This is a genomic window from Streptomyces europaeiscabiei (assembly GCF_036346855.1).
GTDB lineage: Bacteria > Actinomycetota > Actinomycetes > Streptomycetales > Streptomycetaceae > Streptomyces > Streptomyces europaeiscabiei.
The window spans coordinates 5737865-5760987 of record NZ_CP107841.1 but is presented as its reverse complement, the minus strand read 5'-3'; the positions used below and the strand labels follow the sequence as shown (position 1 = coordinate 5760987).

Sequence of the window (23123 nt, the reverse complement as noted above, 5' to 3'; positions counted from 1 at the left end):
CGGCAATGTGGCGATCAGCTTCCGCCGCCGCAGCCACCGCCGCAGGAGGAAGAACCGCCGCCACAGGACGACCCTCCGCCGCAGGACGAGCCGCCACCGCTCCCGTGGCGGGACGACCCGCCGTCCGCCCACCAGCTGTGCGAGCGCCGACGGCCCCGCTGCGAACCGCGACCGGCCTTCGAGACGATGCTGACCAGAACGACCGCGCCCATGAAGAGGAAGAAGAAGACCTCCATCTCGGCACCTGCCTTTCGTTCCCCCTTGCAGACCCCCCGTGGGCCGTGCGTGACGTGGGGATGCCCTCGGGTCTCACCGCTCAAAGCCGAGTTGAGGAAGTCCAGAGGTTGGGCGCAGGATGACGGCCATGACCTCCAGCGCAAGCCCCGCCCGCACCCCTCGTCCGCCGCTCAACCGGCGGCTCGCCGAGTTCGGGACGACGATCTTCGCCGAGATGTCGGCGCTCGCCCTGCAGACCGGGTCCATCAACCTGGGCCAGGGTTTCCCGGACACCGATGGCCCGGAGGAGATCCGCGAGGCCGCCGTACGGGCGTTGCGCGACGGCCGGGGCAACCAGTACCCGCCGGGGCCGGGCGTTCCCGAGCTGCGCAGCGCGATCGTCGACCACCAGCGGCGGCGGTATGGGCTGGCGTTCGACCCGGACACGGAGGTGCTGGTCACGGCGGGCGCCACGGAGGCCATCGCGGCCGCGCTGCTGGGGCTGCTGGAGCCCGGCGACGAGGTGGTCGCCCTGGAGCCGTACTACGACTCGTACGCGGCCTGCATCGCGATGGCGGGCGGGACCCGCGTACCGGTGACGCTACGGCCGTCCGAGGGGCCGGGGGGCGGCGACGCGGATCGACGCTTCCGGCTGGACCTCGACGAGCTGCGGGCCGCCGTCACCGACCGGACGCGGCTGCTGCTGATCAACACGCCGCACAACCCGACCGGCACCGTCCTCACCCGTGAGGAACTGACGGCGATCGCTGAGCTGGCCGTGGAGCGGGATCTGCTGGTGGTGACGGACGAGGTGTACGAACACCTGGTGTTCGACGACGCCGAGCACATTCCACTGGCGACCTTCCCCGGTATGCGGGAGCGGACCGTCACCATCGGGTCCGCGGGCAAGACCTTCTCCTTCACGGGGTGGAAGGTGGGCTGGGTGACGGCCGCGCCCGCGCTGGTCACGGCGGTGCGCTCGGCGAAGCAGTACCTCACGTATGTGGCGTCCGGGCCGTTCCAGTACGCCGTCGCCGAGGCGCTCGCGCTGCCGGACAGCTACTTCGAGGCGTTCCGCGCGGACATGCTGGCCAAGCGGGACCTCCTGGCGACGGGGCTCTCGGACGCCGGTTTCAAGGTGTTCCGGACGGCCGGCACGTACTTCATCACCACCGACATCCGCCCCCTCGGCGAGACCGACGGCTTCGCCTTCTGCCGTGCGCTGCCGGAGCGGGCGGGCGTGGTGGCCATCCCGAACGCCGTGTTCTACGACCACCGCGAGGCCGGCGCGCCCTTCGTACGGTTCGCGTTCTGCAAGCGTACGGAGGTGCTGGAGGCGGCGGCGAAGCGGCTGAAGTCGGCGTTCTGACGCCACTCCGGCCCCGTTCGGGGTGAAGCCGGGCCTTCCTTCCCCGCACGGGAAAGGCGAGAGCCCGGCCGTGGCACCCGCCGAGGTGGCGGGGGCCCTGGCCGGGCTCTCGTACGTCTGCGGGGCGTGCGCCGCCGACTACGCTTCGCCGTCGTCGCCGTCGTCGCCGTCCTTGGGCTTGTCGGCCTCGTCGACGTCCTCGGACAGGCCGAGCTGCTCGACGATCCACTTGTCGAACTCGATGGCGGCCCGCACCCAGCTGACCGTCGACGAGACGAAGTGCTCCAGGCTGACGCCGGTGCCGATCAGCAGCTGGGCCTCGCCGATGAGACGGACCGTGCCGTCGTCGTGAGTGTGGCTGTAGACCTTGGGCCACAGGGTGCGGCGGTTCCAGTCGTCGATCGTCTCCAGCAGACCCGGCTTCTCGTCGATCTGGTGCGGGCGGTCGTAGAACGTGCGCACCGAGAAGACCTGCTGATCACCCTCGCCACGGAACATGAAGTACGTGCGGAATTCCTCCCACGGCGCCGCGAGGTCACCCTCGTCGTCGATGACGTACTTCAGCTCCATCTGGTCCAGGAGCTGCTTCACAAGGTCCTGATCCGGAACGACGGGGCCCGCCGGCCCTTGGGGCTGCGGCTCGGGCTGGCCCCCGAAGTTCGGAATCGAGGACGGGTCGATGCTCACCGTGATTTTCCCTTCGTACGGATTCCGCCATCCTCCCCCATGCGGGGCGGGGGGTGGCAACCCCTGCCCCGCGCGGTTCGTCGCCCTTGGCCGGATCCGCCGGGGGATTCAGCTACGAGCGTGGGCGGGAACCTTTCGGGTACCCCGGATCACGGCTTCTTCTCCATCGACGGGGCCGTCGGAGCGTCCGTCCCGGAGGCTGTCCCGGAGGCTGTCCCGGGCGCCGTTCCCGGTGCGGTTCCTGGTGCCGTAGGGGCGTCCGTCGCCGGGCCCACGATCAGCCCCTCGCCCTCCCCGAACGCGTCCACCCGGACCGTGTCGCCGTCCTTGACCTCGCCGGAGAGGATCTCCTTGGCCAGGCGGTCGCCGATGGCGGTCTGGACGAGGCGGCGGAGCGGGCGGGCGCCGTACGCCGGGTCGTTGCCCTCGTCGGCGAGCCAGGCCAGGGCCTCGGGGGTGACCTCCAGGGTGAGGCGGCGCTCGGCGAGGCGCTTGGCGAGGCGGTCGATCTGGAGCCTGGCGATGCGTTCCAGCTCCGCCTTGTCCAGCGCGGAGAAGACCACGAGGTCGTCGAGGCGGTTGAGGAACTCCGGCTTGAAGGAGGCCCGCACCACGTCCATGACCTGCTGCTTCTTCACCGCCTCGCTGGTGGCCGGGTCGACCAGGTACTGGCTGCCCAGGTTCGAGGTGAGGATCAGGATCGTGTTGCGGAAATCGACCGTACGGCCCTGTCCGTCCGTGAGCCTGCCGTCGTCCAGCACCTGCAGCAGGATGTCGAAGACCTCGGGGTGCGCCTTCTCCACCTCGTCCAGCAGCACGACCGAGTAGGGACGCCTGCGGACGGACTCCGTCAGCTGACCGCCCTCCTCGTAGCCGATGTACCCGGGGGGCGCGCCGACGAGCCTGGCCACGCTGTGCTTCTCGCCGTACTCCGACATGTCGATGCGGATCATGGCCCGCTCGTCGTCGAAGAGGAAGTCGGCGAGAGCCTTGGCCAGCTCGGTCTTGCCGACGCCGGTCGGGCCGAGGAAGACGAAGGAGCCGGTGGGGCGGTCGGGGTCGGCGATACCCGCGCGGGACCGGCGTACGGCGTCGCTCACGGCCCGTACGGCCTCGCTCTGGCCGATGAGGCGGCGGCCCAGCTCGTCCTCCATACGGAGCAGCTTCTGGGTCTCGCCCTCCAGCAGGCGGCCGGCCGGGATGCCGGTCCAGGAGGCGACGACGTCCGCGATGTCGTCGGCGCCGACCTCGTCCTTGACCATGGTGTTCTTGGACGCGGCGGCCTCCACCTCGGCCTCGGAGGCCTCCTCCAACGCCCTTTCCAGCGTGGGGATCTCGCCGTAGAGCAGCTTGGAGGCTGTGTCGAAGTCGCCGTCGCGCTGGGCGCGTTCGGCCTGGCCGCGCAACTCGTCGAGCTTCTCCTTGAGTTCACCGACGGCGTTGAGGGACTGCTTCTCCTTCTCCCAGCGGGCGGTGAGGCCCCGCAGCTCCTCCTCCTTGTCGGCGAGGTCGCGGCGCAGCTTCTCCAGACGGTCGCGGGAGGCGGCGTCGGTCTCCTTGTCGAGGGCCATCTCCTCCATGCGGAGCCGGTCCACGGACCGCTGGAGCTCGTCGATCTCGACGGGCGAGGAGTCGATCTCCATCCGGAGCCGGGAGGCGGACTCGTCGACGAGGTCGATGGCCTTGTCGGGCAGGAAGCGGGAGGTGATGTACCGGTCGGAGAGGGTGGCGGCGGCGACCAGCGCCGCGTCCGCGATCACGACCTTGTGGTGGGCCTCGTAGCGGCCCTTGAGTCCGCGCAGGATCGCGATGGTGTCCTCGACGGTCGGCTCGGCGACCAGCACCTGCTGGAAGCGGCGCTCCAGCGCCGGGTCCTTCTCGATGCGCTCGCGGTACTCGTCGAGGGTCGTCGCGCCGACCATGCGCAGCTCGCCGCGGGCGAGCATCGGCTTCAGCATGTTGCCGGCGTCCATGGCGGAGTCGCCGCCGGCGCCCGCGCCGACGACGGTGTGCAGTTCGTCGATGAAGGTGATGATCTGGCCGTCGGAGTCCTTGATCTCGGCGAGGACCGTCTTCAGCCGCTCCTCGAACTCACCCCGGTACTTGGCCCCCGCGACCATGGCGCCGAGGTCGAGCGAGACCAGCCGCTTGTTCTTGAGCGACTCGGGCACGTCGCCCTTCACGATCCGCTGGGCGAGGCCCTCGACGACGGCGGTCTTGCCGACGCCGGGCTCACCGATGAGGACGGGGTTGTTCTTGGTGCGGCGGGAGAGCACCTGCACGACGCGACGGATCTCCTGGTCCCGGCCGATGACGGGATCGAGCTTGCCTTCCCGCGCGGCGGCGGTGAAGTCGGTCCCGAACTTCTCCAGGGCCTTGTACTGCCCCTCCGGATCGGCTGTGGTCACCCGGCGTCCTCCCCTGGCTTTCTGGAACGCCTCCTGCAACTTCCTGGCGTTCGCCCCCTGCCGGGAGAGTACGTCCCCGGCCTGGCCGCCCTTCTCGGCGATCCCGATCAGGAGGTGCTCGGTGGAGACGTACTCGTCGCCCAGCTCCTTCGCCTTGGCCTGGGCCTCGGCGACCACGCTGAGCAGCTCGCGGTTGGGCTGGGGCGGCGACACGGTGGAGCCGGTCACGCTGGGCAGGCCGGACAGGATCTTCTCGGCGCCCGCGCGCACGGCCGCCTGGTCGGCGTCGACGGCGGCGAGCAGGTCGGTGATGTTCTCGTTGTCCTGGCCCTGCAGCAGAGCCAGCAGCAGGTGGGCGGGGGTGAAGTCGGCGTGTCCCTCGGACACGGCCCGGTTGCTGGCCGCGTTGATCGCGTCCCGGCTCCTGTTGGTCAGCTCGGCATCCACGTTCGCGTTTCCCTCCTTGCGTCAGCCGTTGCGTCGGTCATCAGCCCGTTACGCCGGTCGGTGGTCGGTGGCCGACGGGCGGCGGTGTCGGTCGGTCCCGGCCATACTGACTTGGGCAACGTGCACAAAGTTGAGTCTATTCCACTCAAGGTGGAGCGGGGAGGGTTCCCGGAAGACCCGAGGACCGGGTAACCCGATTCCCCGCTAGATTCCAGGACCGTGAGCACATATCGAGTGGACCCCGGTGACCCGGACGCCGCGTACCTCGCCTTCTGGCAGGAACGCCATCTCTGCACCCTGACCACGCTGCGCGCCGACGGCAGCCCGCACGTGGTGCCCGTAGGGGTCACCTACGAGCCAGGGGCCCGACTCGCCCGGGTGATCACCCGCACGGGGAGCGCGAAGGCACGCCACGTGCGCGCCGCGGGGGCGGAGGGTGCGCGGGTCGCGGTGTGCCAGATGGAGGGCGCGCGCTGGGCCACGCTGGAGGGGCTCGCCCGGGTCCACGAGGACCGGGAGCGGGTCGCGGAGGCGGAGCGGCGGTACGCGGAGCGCTACGGCAGGGAGCCGCGGCCCAACCCGCTCCGCGTCGTGATCGAGATCGAACTGACGGGGGCACTGGGGCGCGGCTGACGGTCACCGCCGGCTTCCGGTTGACCTTTTTTCGGACAGATGAACGGGCAGGCGGGACCGTCCCGATACCGGTGGACATCCCGAAATGTCCCCGCAAGCCTGCAGCGGCGTCACCGTGTTCAGGTCACGGTGACGCCGCTGCTGGGGGGAAGCGCCTGAGCGATTTGAAACGACGGGGGATCGCTTCAGGCACTGCGGGGGGTGGCTGATACGGCCGTGGAGGCCGGGGTCTCCGGCTCGGCGAGCCGGTGGTCGCGCTGGTCGAGATTGACGAAGACCATCCCGTACCGGACGGCACACCGCACTGGCTGCGGCGCGCCGCGCGGTCGCCGCAGACACCGGTACGCCCGGATGTCCTCGTCCTCGTCCCGGGTCACCACCACCGGTTCGCCGAACACGGTCACCATCAACGAGTCACCGCTGTGGGGGATGGCGGTGGCCAGGTCGATGAAGTGCCAACCGGAGCGGTAGGCGGTGGCCATTTCCCGGCGGAAGGAACGGTCGTCAGGCGGAGTGGTCACATCAGCCCCCCGCACCATCATCAGCCGGAGGTACCGGCCAGCTGGTGTCCAAGGCTTGCGCCAGTGCCGTCGACTTCGCCACCGCCGGCCAACTGGTGTCCGCGCGAATATCACCCTTCGCATCGGAGAGACCACCCAGCGCTCCGAAGATGAAAACGGTGGAAAAGGCGGCGACAAGCACCGAGCGAAGCATTCTCTTGCGCATAGTCGGCTTCGTCCTCACTTGAAGGTCCCCTCTTTCCCCCGTCGAGTACGACGATGGCTCATTCGGGCACGTCATGGCCACATAATCAATGCATCATGTTCCTGCATGTTCAGGACCCTGGGGGGTGGAGATTTGATGGAAAATCGATCCAAAGGGACACATCCCCACACGGTGGCTGATCTGTGTGACGACGGAGCACGTCTCTACGCACACGCACTGCGGACGGGACGCATCACACGTGAGGACGTGGAGCCCGCCCCATGTCTCATGGAGTTCGCCCTCCTGCATCCCGACCCCGATGACGCGAACTGGCTCCGTCCCGTTCCCCCTTCGGTCGTGCTGGCCCAGCGACTCAACCCGATAGAGCGCGACATCACCGAGCAGCGGCGGCGATCGATCGAGCTCACCGACGCCTTCGAACCCTTCATGGCCCTCAGCGCACAGGTGTCGGCCCCGACGCACGCGATCAGCGTGCTGGAAGGCGGCGAGCGGATCCAGATGGCACTGAACCTGGCCACCGCCGAGTGCCAGAATGAGGTGCTCACGGTCCAGCCGAGCAACCGCATATCAGAGCGCAACCTGCTCCAAGGCCTGGAACGTGACAGACCGTTGATCGAACGTGGTGTGCGGATCCGTACCCTGTATCAACACACGGCCCGGCACAGCCCGGAGAAGCTGGCCTACGTGGCACGACTGTCCGACGGCAAGGTGGAGTACCGCACCATCGACGAGCTGGTCGAGCGCCTCATCATCTGCGACGACACCGTCGCCTTCATCCCCACCCGCGACGACCAGCAGGTCGCCCTCGAACTCAGGCATCCGGGCCTCGTGCGTTACCTGGTCAAGGTCTTCGAGTTCATGTGGGGCCGAGCGGTCCCACTGACCGCCGGCGCCCCCTACGAGACCGCGTCCGACGGAATCAGCGAGATCCAGCACTCCATAGCCAAGCTGCTCATCGAGGGCCATGTCGACGAGGCCATCGCCCGCCGCCTCGGCATGAACGTCCGCACCTGCCGCGCCCACATAGCCAAGCTGGCGACGGCGCTGGGCAGCGGCAGCAGGGCTCAGCTCGGCTATCTCATAGCCCAGTCAGGGATGCTGGAGCAGGAGAGCTGACCGACGTGGGAGACGGGTTATACGGGGTCGCCGAGGGGCACGAGCACGGACCGGCGGAGTTGTGCGAGGCCGGGCTGGACCTGTACGGGCAGGCGCTGCGCGAGGGCGGGATCCCGGCAGGGGACTCCGATCACGTGCCCTGTCTGCTCGGCTTCGGGCTCCTGCACGCGGACGCCAAAGACCCACGGTGGTTGCGCCCACTGGCGCCGGCCCTGGCCCTGCCGCGACTGCTGCACGAGAGCGCCCGGGACATCGCCCGGCGGCGGCACGACGAGGCCCGGCTGGCGGAGGCGTTCGAACCACTGCTGGCCCTCGACGGGCTTCCCCAGTCGGTCACAGAGGTTCCGGGTATCGGTCTGCTGGCCGGATTCGACCGGATCAACGAGGCCATAGGCCTGGCCATGGACGAGGCCCGCGACGAGTTGCTCACCATCCAGCCCGGGGGCAAACGCTCCGCCGCGCTTCTGCGTGATGTGGGCCTCGACCGAGAACAGCGGATGCTGTCCCGGGGCTGCCGCATACGCACGCTCTACCAGGACACCACGCGACATGACCTCGGGGTCATCGCCCACTTCGAGCGACTGACGGTTGACGTCCAGGTCCGCACCCTCGACGAGGTCACGAAGCGCCTCCTGATCGTGGACCGGTCGGTGGCCTTCCTCCCCGCAAGCGAGGACCGCACACACGCCCTGGAGATCCGGCTGCCCGCCCTGGTCTCCTTCCTCGCCACGGTCTTCGACCGCCTGTGGAGGCTGGCCGCCCCCATGTATCCCGAAGCCGTGCGGGTCCCCTCGACCGACGGCGTCACCCCACGCCAGCGCGCCATCGCCCATCTGCTCGTGGAAGGCCACACCGACACCGTCATCGCGGCACGTCTCGGACTCAACATCCGGACCGCCCGCCTCCACATCGCCAGACTCGCCGCCAAACTCGGCAGCGAGAGCCGCGCCCAACTCGGCTATCTCATCGCCGAGTCCGGCATTCTCAAGCAGGAGGACACGGACCAGTGAGCACTGGAGGACACTGGGTCCACACGATGGACGACCCGTGCGAAGCAGGCACCGAGGTGTACGCGCGCGCCCTGCGGGAGGGACGGATACGCGGCGAGGAAGCCGAGGCCGTGCCCTGCCTGATCGATGCCGGACTGCTGCACCCAGTGATCGGGGAACCGTCCTGGTTGGAACCGGCGGCCCCGGCGACCGCCCTGCACCGGCTGTTGCGCGGCATCGAGGACCGGGTCGCCGAGGAGAGGCGGCGAGGGGAAAAGCTCGCGACGGCCTTCGAGCCGCTGCTGCGGATCGCGGAGCGGCGTACGACACCGGCCGACACCGGCCCTCCGGCGATCACTCTCCTCAGCGGCACCGAGCAGATCAACGCCGCCATCACCGAGGCCATGGCCGGGGCCTCCGAGGAACTGCTCTGCATCCAGCCGAACACTCACTACCACGGCAGGCGCGGCCAGAAAGGGCACGTCATCGCCCTCGACCGCGATCAGGCCCTGCTGGCCCGGGGCGCCCGCATCCGCACCCTCTACCCGCACACCCTCCGGCACTATCCCCTCGTCGTCGACCGCTACGAACAACTGCGCGGAGACGCCGAGGCCCGCACCCTGGACGAGGTCACCAACCGCCTCATCCTCGTCGACCGCAGAGTGGGCTTCATCCCTGTCGACGCCGACCGAAGCATGGCCCTGGAGATCCGCCATCCGACGCTGATCTCCTTCTTCGCCACCACCTTCGACCGTCTCTGGCGCCTGGCGACGCCCATGTACCCCAAGGCCGTCCAGCTCCCCGTCGTCGACGGAGTCACCCCCCGCCAGCGCGCCATCGCCCGCCTCCTCGTCGAGGGCCACACCGACACCGCCATCGCCGACCGTCTCGGCCTCAATGTCCGCACTGCCCGCCTCCACATCGCCAAGCTCGCCGCCCACCTGGGCAGTGAGAGCCGGGCTCAGCTCGGCTATCTCATCGGGCGGTCGGGGATTCTGGAGCAGGCAGAGGGGCCGTAGGGGAGGGCAGGGCGGGGAGGTCGTCCGGTGGGGTGGAGCGGGGTGGGCCGTCGAGGCCGGCCTCGGCGATGCGGACGCCGAGCTGGGTACGGCTGGCCGCGCCGAGCCGTTCGGAGAGGCGGGCGATGTGGGCCCGGCAGGTGCGCACGCTGATGCCGAGCCGCTCGGCGACCACCGCGTCCTGGTGGCCCTCCGCCAGCAGCGCCGCGATGGAACGCTCCCGGTGGGTGATGCCCGCGACACCGGTCGACGGGAGGGACGCGGCCAGCGGGACGCCGAGACGCCACAGCCGTTCGAAGACGGTGACCAGGTACTCCACCAGCGCCGGGTGGCGGATCTCCAGGGCCATGGTCCGGTCGGCGTTGGCGGGGATGAAGGCCACAGTGCGGTCGAAGACGATGAGGCGTTCCACGACCTCGTCCAGGGTGCGGGCCTCCGCCGACTCCCCCATCAGCTCCATGTAGTTGTGCAGGCCCTGCCCGTGCCGGGCCACATGCGTGTACAGGTCCCGCATGCGCACACCCCGGCGGCACATCGCCAGCGCCCGGTGCAGCCCCTCGCGCAGCTCGTCCTCGCGCCGGATGCCGCCCGGCTGCACGGTCAGCACCTCCGAGGTGCAGCGGTCGGTGGCCTCGTCGATCGCCGCCCGGATCCGGGCCAGCCCGTCGAGCACCCGGATCGCGTTGCTCTCCGACGACTGCCTGCCCCGGGAGCTGCCGAGGCCCGCGTACCACTCGACGGCGTCGACCGCCGCGCCCATCCGGGCCTGGCTGGCGCTGACCTCCGCGTGGACACCGCGCAGCAGCCGGGTCATGACCTCCTGCGGGGAGGTGGGCACCAGCCAGCCCATGTCGTCGGGGTCGGGGTGCAGCAGGGCGAGGTCGAGCAGGCAGGGCACGGGGTCGGCGTCCGCGCGCGGGACGCGGCCCCGCCGTACGGCTCTGGAGTACACGCGGTCCCCGGCGGCGCAGAGCCGATCGGCGCCGTGCGGATGCTCCTCGTTCGCGTGCCCGGCCATCACCCAATTCACCCCCGGTTCCAGCCTGTTCGCAGCGCAACTATGCGCGGCCCACAGCGGCTCCGCAACACGCCATCACCATCGTTCTGCCCTTCTACATGCCATTACACCCCGATATCTCCACCCCTCAGGCAGTGCGCTCTGCAACAAGCTGAAGATAGCGACGGGGTGTACGTTCCGTGCAGAGTGAGTGAACTCGTTGAGATTGATTGCTCAATTCAGTGAGTACGCGCACGCATACCCGTACGTGAGGGGTCGCGCGCCACACACGGCACTGCCGAACAGCCTGCCGAGCGAATTCCTTTTCCTCGTTCGGCGAGTTCCTCTCGGCTCGCCACGGAAACGGGGAGGCAACAATGTTACGTGTGGGAATACTCGGGTGCGTACCGCTGGAACGGGCCGGAGTTCGGCGCGTCCTGGAGGAGGACGCGTGGATCCGGGTCGTGGGTGAGGGCAGTGCGGGTCAGTCGTCGCGCCTCGTGCGGACGGTCCGGCCGGACCTGCTCGTCACTCTCCACGACGGCCCGGACGACGCGCTCGGCGACCTGGGCCCGACCGCCCCGAGCCTGCCGAGAATCGTGCTGGTGAGCCGTCTGTCGGAGCGGGCGGCCCGGGTGCTGCTGCGCCACGGCGCCAACGGAATCCTGCTCCGCGACGACTCCCTCGACCATCTCCGCTGGGCCGTACGGGCCGCCGCGGCCGGCGGCCTCGCCCTCTCGCCCACCGCTGCCGCATTTGTGACGGAACAATTTGCGCGACCCGACCGTCTGACGGAGGAAACAGTCGCCGCGCGGAAATTGGTGAACGCACTCAGTCCGCGCGAGCAGGAAATTCTGCGATTCCTGGAGAAAGGCCTTTCGAATTCGCACATGGCCGATGCGCTGACCATCAGCGGACACACCGTCAAGGATCATGTCCGTGCCGTCTACGCCAAACTCGGAGTCGACAACCGTGTGCAGGCCGCGCGGATCGCTTGGCAGGCGGACGGCGGCAGGTCCACCGGGGCCGGGCATATCGGCACGGTCACTGGCGCGGTCACGGTCAGGGGTACGGGGATCGGCTTCCGGCCGAGCGGTGCACTGATCCCCCACCCACGCTGACGTCACCCGCACCGACATCGGGGGCTCGGGGCGCGCCCCGAGCCCCCGATGGGCGGCTTCAGTCGTTGCGCGGGCGCCACACGGAGCCCGTCGCCGCCGCCGTGCGGGCACCCCACCACGCCATCACCGCTGCACAGAGCAGTCCCGCGCCGCCCACCGCCGACAGCGCGGACAGTCGGCTCGCCGAGCTGGCCATGAGCGGGGTGGTCACGAACCAGGTCACGGCGACCGCTGCGCACACCGCGAAGACGACAGGCACCAGCAGGGACCACACGGAGACGGAGTAGTACACCCGGACATCGCCCGTCAGTACGGACACCGGCCCCAACTCGCGCCCGGCGCGCACGAACTGGGCGACGGACCCGATACCGGCCACCACCACGATGACCAGCACCCCGGCGACGGAGAGCAGTTCGAGCCACTGTTGTGCCGCGATGCCCTCACCGCTTCCACCGAGCGTGCCGGTCATGGCGAAGACGGTCACCGTCGTCGCCATCGCCAGATGCTCGTTGGCGGCGCGGTGCACCCCTGCCGTCGACAGCTCCCGTCCGTCGTCGGCGAGCACCATCAGGATCGGGTCCTCGGTCGTCCGCACCGCCTCGGAGACGTCCCCGGTAGCGGCATACAGCCTCACTCCCACCGACCGCTCCAGCTCCACGGCCTGTGCGAGACCGGGATGCCGGGTGGTACGCAGTTCGGTGGCCGTCTTCGGACAGGGGAGATCGAGCCCGCGCCACACCGCGCAGGGGGCCACGAGGTCCATCCGGCCCTTGCGCGGGTCCTGCCGTACGGCGAAAACCCCGATCCCCGAGCCCAACGCCCGCTCGAAGGCCGCCGCATCGGCCGACGTCGTGTCCATCGTGGTCGAGACCCGCAGCACGCTGGTGCCCAGGTGTTTCTCCACCACGTCGACGCGGTCGCTCATCTCCGTGAAGAGGCTGATGGCGATCTGGCCCTGAGCGGCCAGCCCGATCGCGACGACCACCGCGGCGACCAGCCTCGCCACCGGGCGTGCCCCGGCCGCGAGCCGTCGCCCGGAGATCAGCATGCCGATCCGGCCGCGCGCCACCCCGGCCCGCGCCATCGTCGGACCGGCCGCCGCCACCACCGCCCCGACCACTCCGGGGAGCAGCGCCATGGTGACGACGGACCCGGTCGCCAGCACGGGCAGCCGCAGATCGTACGGTGCCAGGCCGGTGCCCTGGACCGTGCCGAACAAGGCGACGGGGAACAGCCACAGCGTCCACTCCCGGCGCCGCCGCGTGGAGGCCGGCCGGGTCGAACGGCCGGGCCGGTACGGCGGCTGGAGCAGCACCACGGCCGCGAGGACAGCCGCCGGGACCGCAAGCGCGGCAACTGCCAGGGCGCCGACGGCGGCACGAGCGTCGGGCCGGTACAGCGCGAAGTCGACCAAGGGCAGGGGAATATCGAAGGCGAGAGCAGGGATGACGGCCAGGACGCCCGACAGGCCGCCGAGGGTCACGGGTACGACGGCCTCCCCCACCGTGAACCAGGCACGCGCCCCCGTCGAAGCCCCCAGGGCCGTCAGGACCGCGGTGCGCCGGTCACGGGCCGCGGCACCGACACGGGCCGCGATCACGACGAACAGCCCGGCGGGCAGTCCGAACAGTGCCAGATAGGCCCAATGGAAATGCTCGGGGCCGAAGTTGTACAGATGCTCGCCGAGGGGTGGTGACCAGGGGACGCCGAAGCCCGTCACCTCGGCCATCGAGGTGACATCGAGGCGCTCTGCCGACGGCCGGGCGTAGACGAAGTACTCGCTCTGGGACTCCAGCCCGGCCACGCCGATCGTCCCCACGGGCTTGCCGTATTCATGGCGCACTTCGGGATGCGCGGCCGTGAGCGCCGGAGAGAGGACGGCCTCGCCCGGTCCGGGCCAGCGGCTCAGACCGGGCGGCAACGGGGCGTCGGGCGTACGGGGTTCGATGTACACCACGTCGTACTGCCGGTCGGCGACGGTCGCGACCGTCGCCTTCCACAGCAGCTCGCCCGTTTCTTTCTCGGTGACCTGCGGCCAGCGGGCCCCGCTGCGCTCGGCCCGGCCGTCGAACGTGGCGGAGGCGAGGAGGTATCCGCACACGGCGAGGACCGCGACCGTCGTCGCCGCGAACAGCGCGAAGAAGCGGATCCGGCCCGCCTCGGCGGTCCAGGAGGCGGCCCGGCCCATCCGCAGCAGTTGTCGGCGCAGCCCGTCCCCGTTCACCGCGCCTCCTCGACCTGGACCAGCCGACCCTCGTGCAGATGCAGTCGCACGTCCGCGCGGCCCGCCACCGCGGGGTCGTGCGTGACGACGACCAGGGCGCATCCGTGGTCACGGGGCGTGCTGAACATCAGGTCCGCGACGGCCTCCCGGTGTTCCCCGTCGAGGGAGCCGGTCGGCTCGTCCGCCAGCAGCAGTTCGGGGGTGTTCACCAGGGCCCGGGCGACGGCGACGCGCTGGCGTTCACCACCGGACAGGTCCTGGGTGGCCGTACGGTGGGGCACCCCGAGGTCGTCGAGGAGCTTCTCGGCGCGCGACCGGGCGGAGTCGGCGGGGTCGCCGGCCAGCAGGCTCGCGATCATCACGTTCTCCACCGGCGTGAGTTCGGGCAGCAGCTCGCCGAACTGGAACACCATGCCGATGTGCCGGCGCCGGTGTGCGGCGAGGGCGCGGGACGACAGCCGGGCGAGATCCTCGCCCATGACCTCGACCCGGCCCGACTCCGGGCGTATCAGTCCCATGAGGCACATCAACAGCGTGGACTTCCCGCTGCCCGACGGCCCCATCACGGACACGGAGCGGCCGGCCGGCACGATGAGATCGGCGCCCGCGAGCAGCCGTCGTTCGGCTACCCCGTAGACGACGTCGCTCAGACGCAGGACGGGCTGGGTGGGGGGTGGGGTCACACGGGGCTCCCTGGGTCGGAGGGGCGGAAGGGGAAAGGCGGCGGGGACGGCGAACACGTCTGACCGAGAGGCACAGTTCGGCCTCTCGGTCAGGTCGGGCTGCCGGAACTCAGGATCTGGCTAACGATCCGTCAGGCCGGTGCAAGGAGGTCAGTCCGCGTACCACTCGGTGTGCCAGTCGGGCGAGTTGTTGAGCGACACCGTGCCGCGCGCCTTGAAGATCTCGGAGTGCTCGCCGCTCTCCACGGTGCCCCTGTTGCCGTCGTTGTCGGCCGGGCCGTTGGGGCCGTCCTTGTTCCAGAGGGTCAGCTTGTCGTCCGGGTTGGCGACGCGGTAGTACTCCGCCTTGACCCAGTGGTCCTCTCCCGTGTCCTTGATGTTCATGATCCCGCGGTCAGGGGTGCCCTCGGTCCAGAACCTCAGCTCGCCGGGGTACGTGTGCGGACCGATCTCGTAGGCCATGGCCGGCGCGGCGGTTCCAAGCGCCAGGGCGGCGATGACGCCGACGCCCAGACGTCTTGCGATTGCGACCTTCACAGAGTGTTCCTCTCTCCGGATGCTTCAGCCGTCCCCGCGGTGGACGGAACAGGGCTGTCCGCACAGCGCGTTCCGTGCGGTCCCTGCGAACATCACTCTGCCCGGCGGCGATCTCCACGAGAATCCACCCAGCGGGGGGTCCCACCCCTGATCGGGGGGTGGGCAGCGTGCCGCCGCTCCCCCGCCCGGCCGTGCTTCAACCCCTCCGTTTCCGCAGGTCGCGATCGCCCCCGCAAGCTGCCGGAAATGTTCCGGTGATCCGGGTGTTACGGAGCGCGCCTACCGTCGGGCCATGGCGGACATATTTGACTCGTACGCGTTGGCCGACGCGTGGGACGAGATGTTTGAGCGGCCGGGTGAGGTCAGGGCCGCCTACGAGCCGGTGCTGGCGGCGCTGCAGCCCATCGAGCCGGCCGAACTGCGGTTCAGGGCGGACCAGATGGCCCGCGCGTTCACCGACCGGGGTGTGACGTACGCCTTCGCGGGCGAGGAGAGACCCTGGCCGCTGGACCTGGTGCCGAGAATCCTGGACGCCCTGGAGTGGGATCTCATCCAGCGCGGAGTGGCCCAGCGCGTAAGAGCGCTGGAGGCGTACCTCGCGGACGCGTACGGGCCGTGCCGGGCGTTCGAGGACGGGGTCGTGCCCTGGCGGCTGCTCCTCAACTCCGCCCACTTCCACCGGGCCGCGCACGGTGTGGAGCCTCCGGGCGGGGTCCGTATCCATGTCGCCGGCATCGACCTGGTCCGGGACGAGGCGGGCGACTTCCGGGTGCTGGAGGACAACGTCCGGGTGCCGTCCGGGGTGTCGTACGTCATCGAGAACCGGCGTGCGATGACCCGTGTCTTCCCGTCCCTCTTCGCCGAGCAGCACGTCGTGCCCGTCGACGGCTACGCGCAGCGGCTGCTCGCCGCGCTGCGGGCCGCCGCGCCCGGCGGCATCGGTGACCCGCGCGTCGTCGTCCTCACCCCCGGCCCCAGCAACGCCGCCTACTTCGAACACGCCCTGCTGGCGCGGCTGATGGGCGTGCAGCTGGTGGAGGGGCACGATCTCGTCTGCCGGGGGAACCGGGTGTGGATGCGGACGACCCGCGGGGAGATGCCCGTCCATGTCGTATACCGGCGCCTCGACGACGACTTCCTCGATCCCCTCCACTTCCGGCCCGACTCGGTGATCGGTTGCCCGGGGATCATGGGCGCCGCGATGGCGGGGAACGTGACGCTCGCCAACGCGGTCGGGAACGGCGTCGCGGACGACAAGCTGCTGTACACCTACGTCCCGGATCTCATCCGCTACTACCTCCGTGAGGAACCGATTCTCCCGAACGTGGAGTCCTTCCGGCCGGACGAGCCCGGGCAGTTGGAGGCCGTTCTCGACCAGATCGACCAGCTGGTGATCAAGCCGGTCGACGGGGCCGGCGGGCAGGGCATCGTCATCGGACCGAAGGCGGACCGGGAGACGCTGGAGCGCACCCGGGCGGCCGTGCAGGCCGACCCGCGCGGCTGGATCGCGCAACGGCCGGTGGCGCTGTCCACCTCCCCCACCCTCGCCGGCGAACGCATGGCCCCGCGCCACATCGACCTGCGGCCCTTCGCCGTGAACGACGGGAGCGACGTGTGGGTCCTGCCCGGCGGGCTGACCCGGGTCGCCCTCCAGGAGGGCAACCTCATCGTCAACTCCAGCCAGGGCGGCGGCTCCAAGGACACCTGGGTGCTCGCCGAGGGCCCCGCCGAGCAGCGGGGCGAGGAGACCGGCGGACCGCTGCTGGAGAAGGCGCCGCGCCAGCTCGGACCCGACGGCACCCGCACGGTCGTGCAGGAAGGGGCCCAGCAGTGAACGACGTGATCCTCTCCCGGATAGCCGAGGCCCTGACCTGGACGGGACGGTACGTGGAGCGGGCCGACGCGACGGGCCGCATCCTCGACGCCTACCTCCACCGCCTGCTGGAAGACCCTTGGCGCGACGAGGACGTGGCCTGCCGCTCGCTGTACGCGATCCTCGGCGTGGACGCGCCCGACCTGCACTGCGACATGCAGCAGGTACTGGACCGGCTGGCCTTCGACGCCCGCTCGACGGGCTCCATCGAGGGCGCGCTCGGGGCCGCGCGGCTCAACGCCCGCAGTGCCCGCGAGGCCGTCTCCTCCGAGATGTGGGAGTGCCTCAACTCCACCTGGCACGCTCTCGCCGACCAGCGGACGGCCGCGCGCCGGACGGGCGGCCCGTACGCGTATCTGGAGCTGGTACGACGACGTGCGGCCCTCTTCTTCGGGCTCGCCGACTCCACGATGAGCCGGGACGACAGTTGGCGTTTCGTGGTGCTGGGCCGCAGCCTGGAGCGGGTCGACATGACCGTACGGCTGCTGTCGGTGCGGGTGCTGGACGCGGCGCACGCGCCCGACTGGCCGACCCTGCTGAGCGCGAGCGGCGCCGACGAGGCGTACGCGCGCGTGCACGGCGGTTTCGGCGACAGCCCCAAGGTCGCCGAGTTCCTGCTGCTCGACCGGGACTTCCCGCGCTCGGCGCTGCACGCGCTGACCACGGCGGAGGAGTGCCTGGCGGCGCTCGGCCGCCCCCGCCAGGACCCGGCCCGCCGCCCGATCGGCGCCCTGCGCACCCACCTCGAATACCTCGACTCCGAGTCCCTGGAAGCCGGGCTGCCGACGCTGCTGCGGGATCTGCAGCAGGCGTGCATGGCCTCCGCGGAGGCGGTGGCCGAGAAGTTCTTCCCGTACCAAGGCCCCGTCGAGTGGGCCCAGGAAGGCGCGTGAGCAATCCCGATGACACCTCCACCCCCCGTGACGCCCACCGGCCCCACCCGCCCCGCCACCCGGGCGACCCGGCGCCTGCGCATCCGGCACATCACCCGCGTCGCGTACGCCCAGCCCGCGGCCTCCTCCCACAACGAGGTCCGCATGACCCCGCTGACGCTCCCGGGCCAGACCACCCTGGACGCCCGGGTACTGGTGAATCCCTCGACGCCCACCTGGTCGTACTGGGACTACTGGGGAACCCAGGTCACCGGCTTCGACCTCATCGAGCCCCACTCCGACCTCACGATCACCGCGACCAGCCTGGTGGAGACGGCCCCGCCCGAGCCACTGCCGGAGGCGCCTGAGTGGGAGGAGGTCCGCCGGGCGACCGCCGACTCGCCCCTCCTGGAGTACCTGACCGCGACCGGCCGTACGACGCTCCCGGCCGGGCTGCTGGACCGGGCCCGGGAGGCGTCCGCCGGGCTCGACGTGCACGGGACGGCGACCGCGGTGGCGTCCATGGTCGCCGACCACGTCTCGTACGTGCCGGGCGCGACCGGCGTGCACACCAGCGCGGCCGAGGCCTGGGAGCAGGGGGCCGGTGTCTGCCAGGACATCGCCCACCTCACCCTGGGCATGCTCCGCGGCCTCGGCCTGCCCGCCCGCTACGTCTCCGGCTACCTCCACCCCGAACGCGAGGCCGAACTGCACCGCCCCGTCGCCGGCCAGAGCCACGCCTGGATCGAGTACTGGGCCGGCGACTGGACCGGCTACGACCCCACCAACCGCGTCCCCGCCGACGAGTCCCACGTCGTCGTCGGCCGCGGCCGCGACTACGACGACGTGACCCCGCACAAGGGCATCTACCGGGGGGTGGCCGGGGGGCCGCCGGAGGTGACGATCGAGTTCACGCGGGTGGCTTGAGGGCGGGGCGAAACGGTCCAGAAAGGGCGAGGCCGTGCCGCTCTCGCGGTGCGGCCCCGTCGGGCTGTGGGACGGCCGCGGCTGTAGGACGGCCGGAGGCTAGCCCAGCTTGGCCGCGTCGCACTCGGCCTTGAAGGCCGAGGTGCAGATCTGCTTGACCGTGTAGATGCCGTCGGCGATGACCGTGTCCTCGATGTTGGACTTGGTCAGCGCGACCGGGGGCACGAGCTGGGCCGGGATCTTCTTGGTGGTCGGGGAGTCGACGCTGTCCTTGGCGAGGGCGTCGAACTCGATGGAGCGGCCCTGGACCTTGGCGACGGCCATCTCGGCGGCGGCGCTCGCCTGCGTCGGGAACGACTTGTACACCGTCATGTACTGGTCGCCCGTGAGGATCCGCTGCACGGCGTCCAGGTCGGCGTCCTGCCCGGTGACCGGCGGCACCTTGGAGACACCGGCGGTCTTCAGCACGTCGATGACGGCACCGGCGATACCGTCGTTCGCGGCGTAGACGGCGTCGATGTTGTTGATGCCGAGCTTGGCGACGGTCTTCTCCATGTTCGCCTTGGCGACGACCGGGTCCCAGTCCTTGGTGTCGAACGTCGCGGAGATCGTCACCTTGTCCTGGAGCTCGGAGAGGGCGCCTTCCTTGAACATGGCGGCGTTCGGGTCGGTGGGGGACCCGTTCATCATGACGATCTTGTTGGCGGCGCTGTCGCCGAGGTCCTCCACCAGCGAGCGGCCCTGCACCTGCCCGACGAGCTCGTTGTCGAAGGAGACATAGCCGTCGATCGGGCCCTCGGCCAGCCGGTCGTAGGCGATGACGGGGATGCCCGCGTCGTCCGCCTTCTGCACGGCGGACGCGATGGTCTTGGAGTCCACGGCGTCGACGATGATGATGTCGACCTTGTCCTGCACCATCTGTTCGAGCTGGGTGTTCTGGGTCTCCGGGTCCTTCTCCGCGTTGGCGTACTTGGTGACGCCCTTGTTGTCGGTCAGCTCGGCGATCTTCTTCTTGATGTTCGGGTAGTCGAACTGCTCGTACCGCTTGGTGTCCTTGTCGGGGAACAGCACGCCCACCGTGATGTCGTCGCCCTTCGTGGGGCTCGCCTCCGCGGTGTCGCCGACGTCCACGACCCCGCAGGAGGCGAGGGAGAGGGCCGCGGCAGAGGCGGCGAGGGCGGTGGCGGTACGGCGCAGAGCAGTGGTGCGACGACGTATACGAGTGCTGGGGGTGTTGCTGGTGGTACGGGCGTTCACATCAAGGGCCTTCCGGGCGTGGGCGCAGCGCAACTGCGACCCATGTGGCTGAAAGCCAACGTGGTGATCACCTCAGCGTCAAGAACTAATCACTTAACGAGATGACAACAGCCTTGTGTGGTCTCGGTGTGAAGAGGGTAGAGCAAAGGGCCCCCGCTGTCGCCGCTCGGCCTGTGCGTGACACGAGCCAACGGCTGCCGCCGGGTACCCCCGACGATCAATGGTCCCTGCGCGACCGGGCGTTGGGAATGAGGGGGGTCGCGGCGGGGGTGGTCGAGGGCATCTTGCGCGGGGTGGCAGGTCAGCGCGGTGACCGCCTGCCGCCCCTGGACGGGTGGTGCCTGGCCGCCGACGGCCGGGACGGCCCCCGTAACCGGAGGCCCGCCGCCCCTGTCCGGTCGCGGGCCGGGCAACGGCGGGTGGCGGACCTCACGCGACCCTCACGCGGGCGGCTTCGGAGGCGGGGGGTGGGGTTCGGGTGCGGCTACTACCGGACGGTCGCGGGCGGCCAGGCGGTCAAGCGGTCGGGTCGGGCGCCTGGCTGTTATCGGCCGTGTCGGTTGGGTTCGGGGCCGCTCGGTCCCTGCGGAGGTGTCGCGCGGCTGGGACCGGGGCGCGCCCCCTGACTCGGAGACTGCGGGGTGGTGGGGCTGGTGGGGCTGGTGGGGCGTGGGGTGCTGCGGGAGCGCGCGGCGGCGGCCGAGGGCGACGGCGACGCGGCGGGGGCCGTCGGAGGCGGCGACGCGGCGGGGGCCGTCGGAGGCGTAGCCGGAGCAGCCGAGGGGGCTGTCGGGGCTGCCGGCGGAACAGCCGGGGTCGCCGACGGCGCGGTCAGGGTTCCCGTGAGGGCCTGCTGTGCCGCTGAGGCCGGGGCTTCCTCGGGAGCCTGCTGTGCCGCTGAGGCCGGAGTTGCCTTGGGAGCCTGCTGTGCCGCTGGGGCCGGGGCTGGTGTCGGGGTCAGCTGTGCCGCTGAGGCCGGGGCTGGTGTCGGGGTCAGCTGTGCCGCTGAGGCCGGGGTCAGCAGGGGGCGGGCCTGGTCCTCGATGCGGGTGAGCCGGCCCGGCCACTCGGGGCCCAGCGCCCGAGCGGTCTCGCGCAGGCGCAGCTGGGTGGTGACGAAGGAGTCGCTCTCGGCCGCCGTCCAGGGGCGTACGCGTTCCGCGGCGAGGGCCTGGCGCAGCTCCGGCGGACCGGTCCAGTCGCCGGTGCCGTCGAGGGAGTTGCTGTAGCGGGGCTTGCTCTCACCGCGGCGGTACACACTCGCGAGGTCGGCGAGGGCGCCCCGGTCGACACGGTCGGCGAGTTCGAGGATGCCGGCGTAGGACTCGTCGGCGTTGGACTGCACGGTCAGCCGCCCCTGGCCGCGGTCCGCGAGCTGCTCGTAGTACCGGTTGACGATGCCCTGGTTGCTCATCGCCTGCGGCACCCCCATGAACAGGGCCTCGACGCGCGCGCCGGAGTCCCGGTAGGCCCGCATCTTCTCTTCCACGGCCCGCGCGTTCTGCGAGGTCTCCTGGATGATCGCGTGCAGCCCGTGCTCACGGACGTACGCCTCGGCCAAGGCCATCCAGGCCCGCCCGTCGGCGCGGGTGTAGGCGGCCATCAGGGTGTCGTCCTGGGCCATCAGCCGGGCGTACGCGGGGTGGTAGGGCTTGTAGAGGTCGCTGTCGACGTCCGCGAAGCCACCGTGCCGGTCGAGTACGCCGGCCACCATCTCGGTGACCCTGCTCTTGCCCGCACCGGGCTGGCCGACCAGGAACACCACGGTCGGTGTCTCCTGCCCGGTGCGCCCCGCCAGCAGGTCGGGGACGATCCGCTCACGGAAGATCCGCCGGTTCTCGGCGTCGGACAGCCGGTGCCGCTCCACCTCGGCGGGATCGATCACACGCGCGGGCGGATCGGGCAGGCGATCGGCCGGGGCGGCCATGTGCTGGAGCTCGGCCGGATCCGTCACACGCTGGTGCTCGGCCGGATCGGTCATGCGCCTGCGGTCGGCCGGGTCGGTCACGTGAGGCTCGCCAGGACCTCGCGGGCGAGCCGGGCGTAGCGTGAGCGGGCCTCGGCGATCTGCTCACGGTCGGCCGAGCGCAGCCGCTCACGCTCCTTCGCCAGCCGCCCCTGCGCGGCGCGCGCGGCCTCGATGACGGCGGGGTCGGGGGCGTCCTTGTCCTCCTCCGCGGCGATCAGCGCGCTGTAGGCGCCGACCGCCCCGTTGACGGCCTCGATCGCCGCCTCGTACGCCGCGGTCTCCTCGTTCGACCAGTCGTGCGGCTCCAGATCATGGGTCACCGAGATGCCGTTGCCGCGTGCGGTGTCCCGTGGAGCGCCCTGCGGAGTGTCCCGTGCCGTCATGTGTCCCTCCGGTGTCCCGGTCTCCAGTGGTCATTGTGGGGGACGGCGGACGAGGGCAGCCGGGTTCCCGGGAACCCGGAGGTCGGAGCCGGCAAGGGCACCCGCCGCGGTTCACCGCCGCATCAGCCCTCGGTCGCCCACTTCCGCAGCAGGGCCTCCCGCTGCTCACGGCGTGGGGTGCCCTCCGTGGCGTGGGCGCGGCCCCAGCTCGCGAGGGTGTCGACGTCCGCCGTACCGGCCACGATGCGATCCAGCAGGGCGACGGAGAGGTCGTACTCGGACTGGACGTAGCCGCCGAGGGCCGCGGCCGACAGTGTGTTCAGTTCGACGGTTCTGTCGACGGTCTCGAGGTGCACCTCGAACGCGGCCGCGGCGTCACCGCCGCCCGCGACGGCGCTGGCGACGAGGTCGACGGCCGTGGTGGCGAGCAGCCGGGCGCCGGACCGGATCCGCACGTACCGCACGGCGATCGACCGGATCTCCGACCAGCCCCACACCGCGCTCTGGCCGGTCCCGAGCCCCTCCACCCAGTCCCGCGTCAGCCGTACCCCGTCCCCGTACCCCTCCGGCTGTGCCCCGACGTACACCCCGCCGTCCTCGGCGATCCAGAACAGTCCGACCATGGCCATGAGTGCCTCCCCGACAGCTGCGTACGCGTTTCCCCTGATGA

Annotated in this window: 20 protein-coding genes and 1 pseudogene; 9 read left to right on the top strand and 12 right to left on the bottom strand. The window is 70.7% G+C overall.

The features are described from left to right. Positions 1-355 precede the first annotated feature (355 nt). On the top strand, positions 356-1585 hold the full coding sequence (locus OG858_RS25190; RefSeq protein ID WP_328544420.1) for a pyridoxal phosphate-dependent aminotransferase: 1230 nt from the start codon (positions 356-358) through the stop codon (positions 1583-1585). Positions 1586-1723: 138 nt separating this feature from the next. Here the strand turns inward: OG858_RS25190 and OG858_RS25185 are convergent, their stop codons facing one another. Then, the gene (locus tag OG858_RS25185; protein ID WP_319065569.1) at positions 1724-2272 is read right to left on the bottom strand and encodes a YbjN domain-containing protein; all 549 of its coding nucleotides are present in this window, start codon (positions 2270-2272) and stop codon (positions 1724-1726) included. Positions 2273-2532: 260 nt separating this feature from the next. Continuing rightward, positions 2533-5127 (bottom strand): annotated as a pseudogene (gene clpB / locus OG858_RS25180) (ATP-dependent chaperone ClpB); the annotation flags it as partial. A gap of 219 nt (positions 5128-5346) precedes the next feature. Between clpB and OG858_RS25175 the strand changes: the two are divergent. Continuing rightward, the gene (locus tag OG858_RS25175; RefSeq protein ID WP_037702760.1) at positions 5347-5760 is read left to right on the top strand and encodes a pyridoxamine 5'-phosphate oxidase family protein; all 414 of its coding nucleotides are present in this window, start codon (positions 5347-5349) and stop codon (positions 5758-5760) included. A 185-nt stretch (positions 5761-5945) separates the two neighbouring features. Here OG858_RS25175 and OG858_RS25170 read toward each other — a convergent pair whose 3' ends face one another. Together OG858_RS25170 and OG858_RS25165 are read right to left on the bottom strand one after the other, a co-directional pair. Next, positions 5946-6281, bottom strand: coding sequence for a Rieske (2Fe-2S) protein (locus tag OG858_RS25170; RefSeq protein ID WP_037702762.1), 336 nt, complete (start codon positions 6279-6281; stop codon positions 5946-5948). A 1-nt stretch (position 6282) separates the two neighbouring features. Beyond that, positions 6283-6486, bottom strand: a complete 204-nt coding sequence (locus OG858_RS25165; protein ID WP_319065570.1) for a hypothetical protein — start codon at positions 6484-6486, stop codon at positions 6283-6285. Positions 6487-6621: 135 nt separating this feature from the next. Here OG858_RS25165 and OG858_RS25160 point away from each other — a divergent pair, with 135 nt between their 5' ends. Genes OG858_RS25160 through OG858_RS25150 form a run of 3 tightly spaced genes read left to right on the top strand, consistent with a single transcriptional unit; the run spans position 6622 to position 9610 of the window. Further along, a complete protein-coding gene (locus OG858_RS25160) occupies positions 6622-7602 on the top strand; it encodes a helix-turn-helix transcriptional regulator (RefSeq protein WP_319065571.1) in 981 nt (326 codons plus the stop codon). Between the two features lie 5 nt (positions 7603-7607). Next, positions 7608-8612, top strand: a complete 1005-nt coding sequence (locus OG858_RS25155) for a helix-turn-helix transcriptional regulator (protein ID WP_319267390.1) — start codon at positions 7608-7610, stop codon at positions 8610-8612. Then, the gene (locus OG858_RS25150) at positions 8609-9610 is read left to right on the top strand and encodes a helix-turn-helix transcriptional regulator (protein WP_408059427.1); all 1002 of its coding nucleotides are present in this window, start codon (positions 8609-8611) and stop codon (positions 9608-9610) included. Before OG858_RS25155 ends, OG858_RS25150 begins: the two co-directional genes overlap by 4 nt. On the opposite strand, the gene OG858_RS25145 is transcribed toward OG858_RS25150, so the two are convergent. Continuing rightward, the gene (locus OG858_RS25145) at positions 9567-10628 is read right to left on the bottom strand and encodes a helix-turn-helix transcriptional regulator (RefSeq protein ID WP_319267392.1); all 1062 of its coding nucleotides are present in this window, start codon (positions 10626-10628) and stop codon (positions 9567-9569) included. The two genes, OG858_RS25150 and OG858_RS25145, sit on opposite strands and share 44 nt — an antisense overlap. Before the next feature lie 365 nt (positions 10629-10993). Between OG858_RS25145 and OG858_RS25140 the strand changes: the two genes are divergently transcribed. Further along, positions 10994-11728, top strand: a complete 735-nt coding sequence (locus OG858_RS25140; RefSeq protein ID WP_327724609.1) for a response regulator transcription factor — start codon at positions 10994-10996, stop codon at positions 11726-11728. A 58-nt stretch (positions 11729-11786) separates the two neighbouring features. On the opposite strand, the gene OG858_RS25135 is transcribed toward OG858_RS25140, so the two are convergent. The 3 genes from OG858_RS25135 to OG858_RS25125 all read right to left on the bottom strand — a co-directional run bounded on the left by OG858_RS25135 (position 11787) and on the right by OG858_RS25125 (position 15172). Then, on the bottom strand, positions 11787-13952 hold the full coding sequence (locus OG858_RS25135; RefSeq protein ID WP_328544421.1) for a hypothetical protein: 2166 nt from the start codon (positions 13950-13952) through the stop codon (positions 11787-11789). Continuing rightward, complete coding sequence (locus OG858_RS25130) at positions 13949-14635, bottom strand: ABC transporter ATP-binding protein (RefSeq protein ID WP_319065575.1); 687 nt, start codon at positions 14633-14635, stop codon at positions 13949-13951. Before OG858_RS25130 ends, OG858_RS25135 begins: the two co-directional genes overlap by 4 nt. Positions 14636-14785: 150 nt before the next feature. After that, complete coding sequence (locus OG858_RS25125) at positions 14786-15172, bottom strand: hypothetical protein (RefSeq protein ID WP_086753724.1); 387 nt, start codon at positions 15170-15172, stop codon at positions 14786-14788. Positions 15173-15464: 292 nt separating this feature from the next. Between OG858_RS25125 and OG858_RS25120 the strand changes: the two genes are divergently transcribed. The 3 genes from OG858_RS25120 to OG858_RS25110 are packed head-to-tail and all read left to right on the top strand — an operon-like array spanning position 15465 to position 18844. Further along, entirely contained in the window at positions 15465-17006 is a 1542-nt protein-coding gene (locus OG858_RS25120) for a circularly permuted type 2 ATP-grasp protein (protein WP_319321943.1), read from the top strand. After that, positions 17003-17938 carry an alpha-E domain-containing protein gene (locus OG858_RS25115; RefSeq protein ID WP_037702793.1) on the top strand — a complete coding sequence of 312 codons (936 nt, stop codon included), beginning with the start codon at positions 17003-17005 and terminating at the stop codon, positions 17936-17938. The genes OG858_RS25120 and OG858_RS25115 overlap by 4 nt, the downstream gene beginning before the upstream one ends. Before the next feature lie 9 nt (positions 17939-17947). Further along, positions 17948-18844 carry a transglutaminase family protein gene (locus OG858_RS25110; protein ID WP_328544422.1) on the top strand — a complete coding sequence of 299 codons (897 nt, stop codon included), beginning with the start codon at positions 17948-17950 and terminating at the stop codon, positions 18842-18844. 99 nt (positions 18845-18943) lie between these two features. On the opposite strand, the gene OG858_RS25105 is transcribed toward OG858_RS25110, so the two are convergent. From OG858_RS25105 to OG858_RS25090, 4 genes are all read right to left on the bottom strand, one after another. Further along, positions 18944-20101 (bottom strand): sugar ABC transporter substrate-binding protein, encoded by a 1158-nt coding sequence (locus OG858_RS25105; RefSeq protein WP_086750958.1) that lies wholly within the window; start codon positions 20099-20101, stop codon positions 18944-18946. Positions 20102-20645: 544 nt separating this feature from the next. Next, positions 20646-22109, bottom strand: a complete 1464-nt coding sequence (locus OG858_RS25100; RefSeq protein ID WP_330346570.1) for a zeta toxin family protein — start codon at positions 22107-22109, stop codon at positions 20646-20648. After that, positions 22106-22453, bottom strand: a complete 348-nt coding sequence (locus tag OG858_RS25095) for a hypothetical protein (RefSeq protein ID WP_086753219.1) — start codon at positions 22451-22453, stop codon at positions 22106-22108. Before OG858_RS25095 ends, OG858_RS25100 begins: the two co-directional genes overlap by 4 nt. Positions 22454-22575: 122 nt before the next feature. After that, entirely contained in the window at positions 22576-23082 is a 507-nt protein-coding gene (locus OG858_RS25090; RefSeq protein ID WP_319065580.1) for a hypothetical protein, read from the bottom strand. Between the last annotated feature and the right edge of the window lie 41 nt (positions 23083-23123).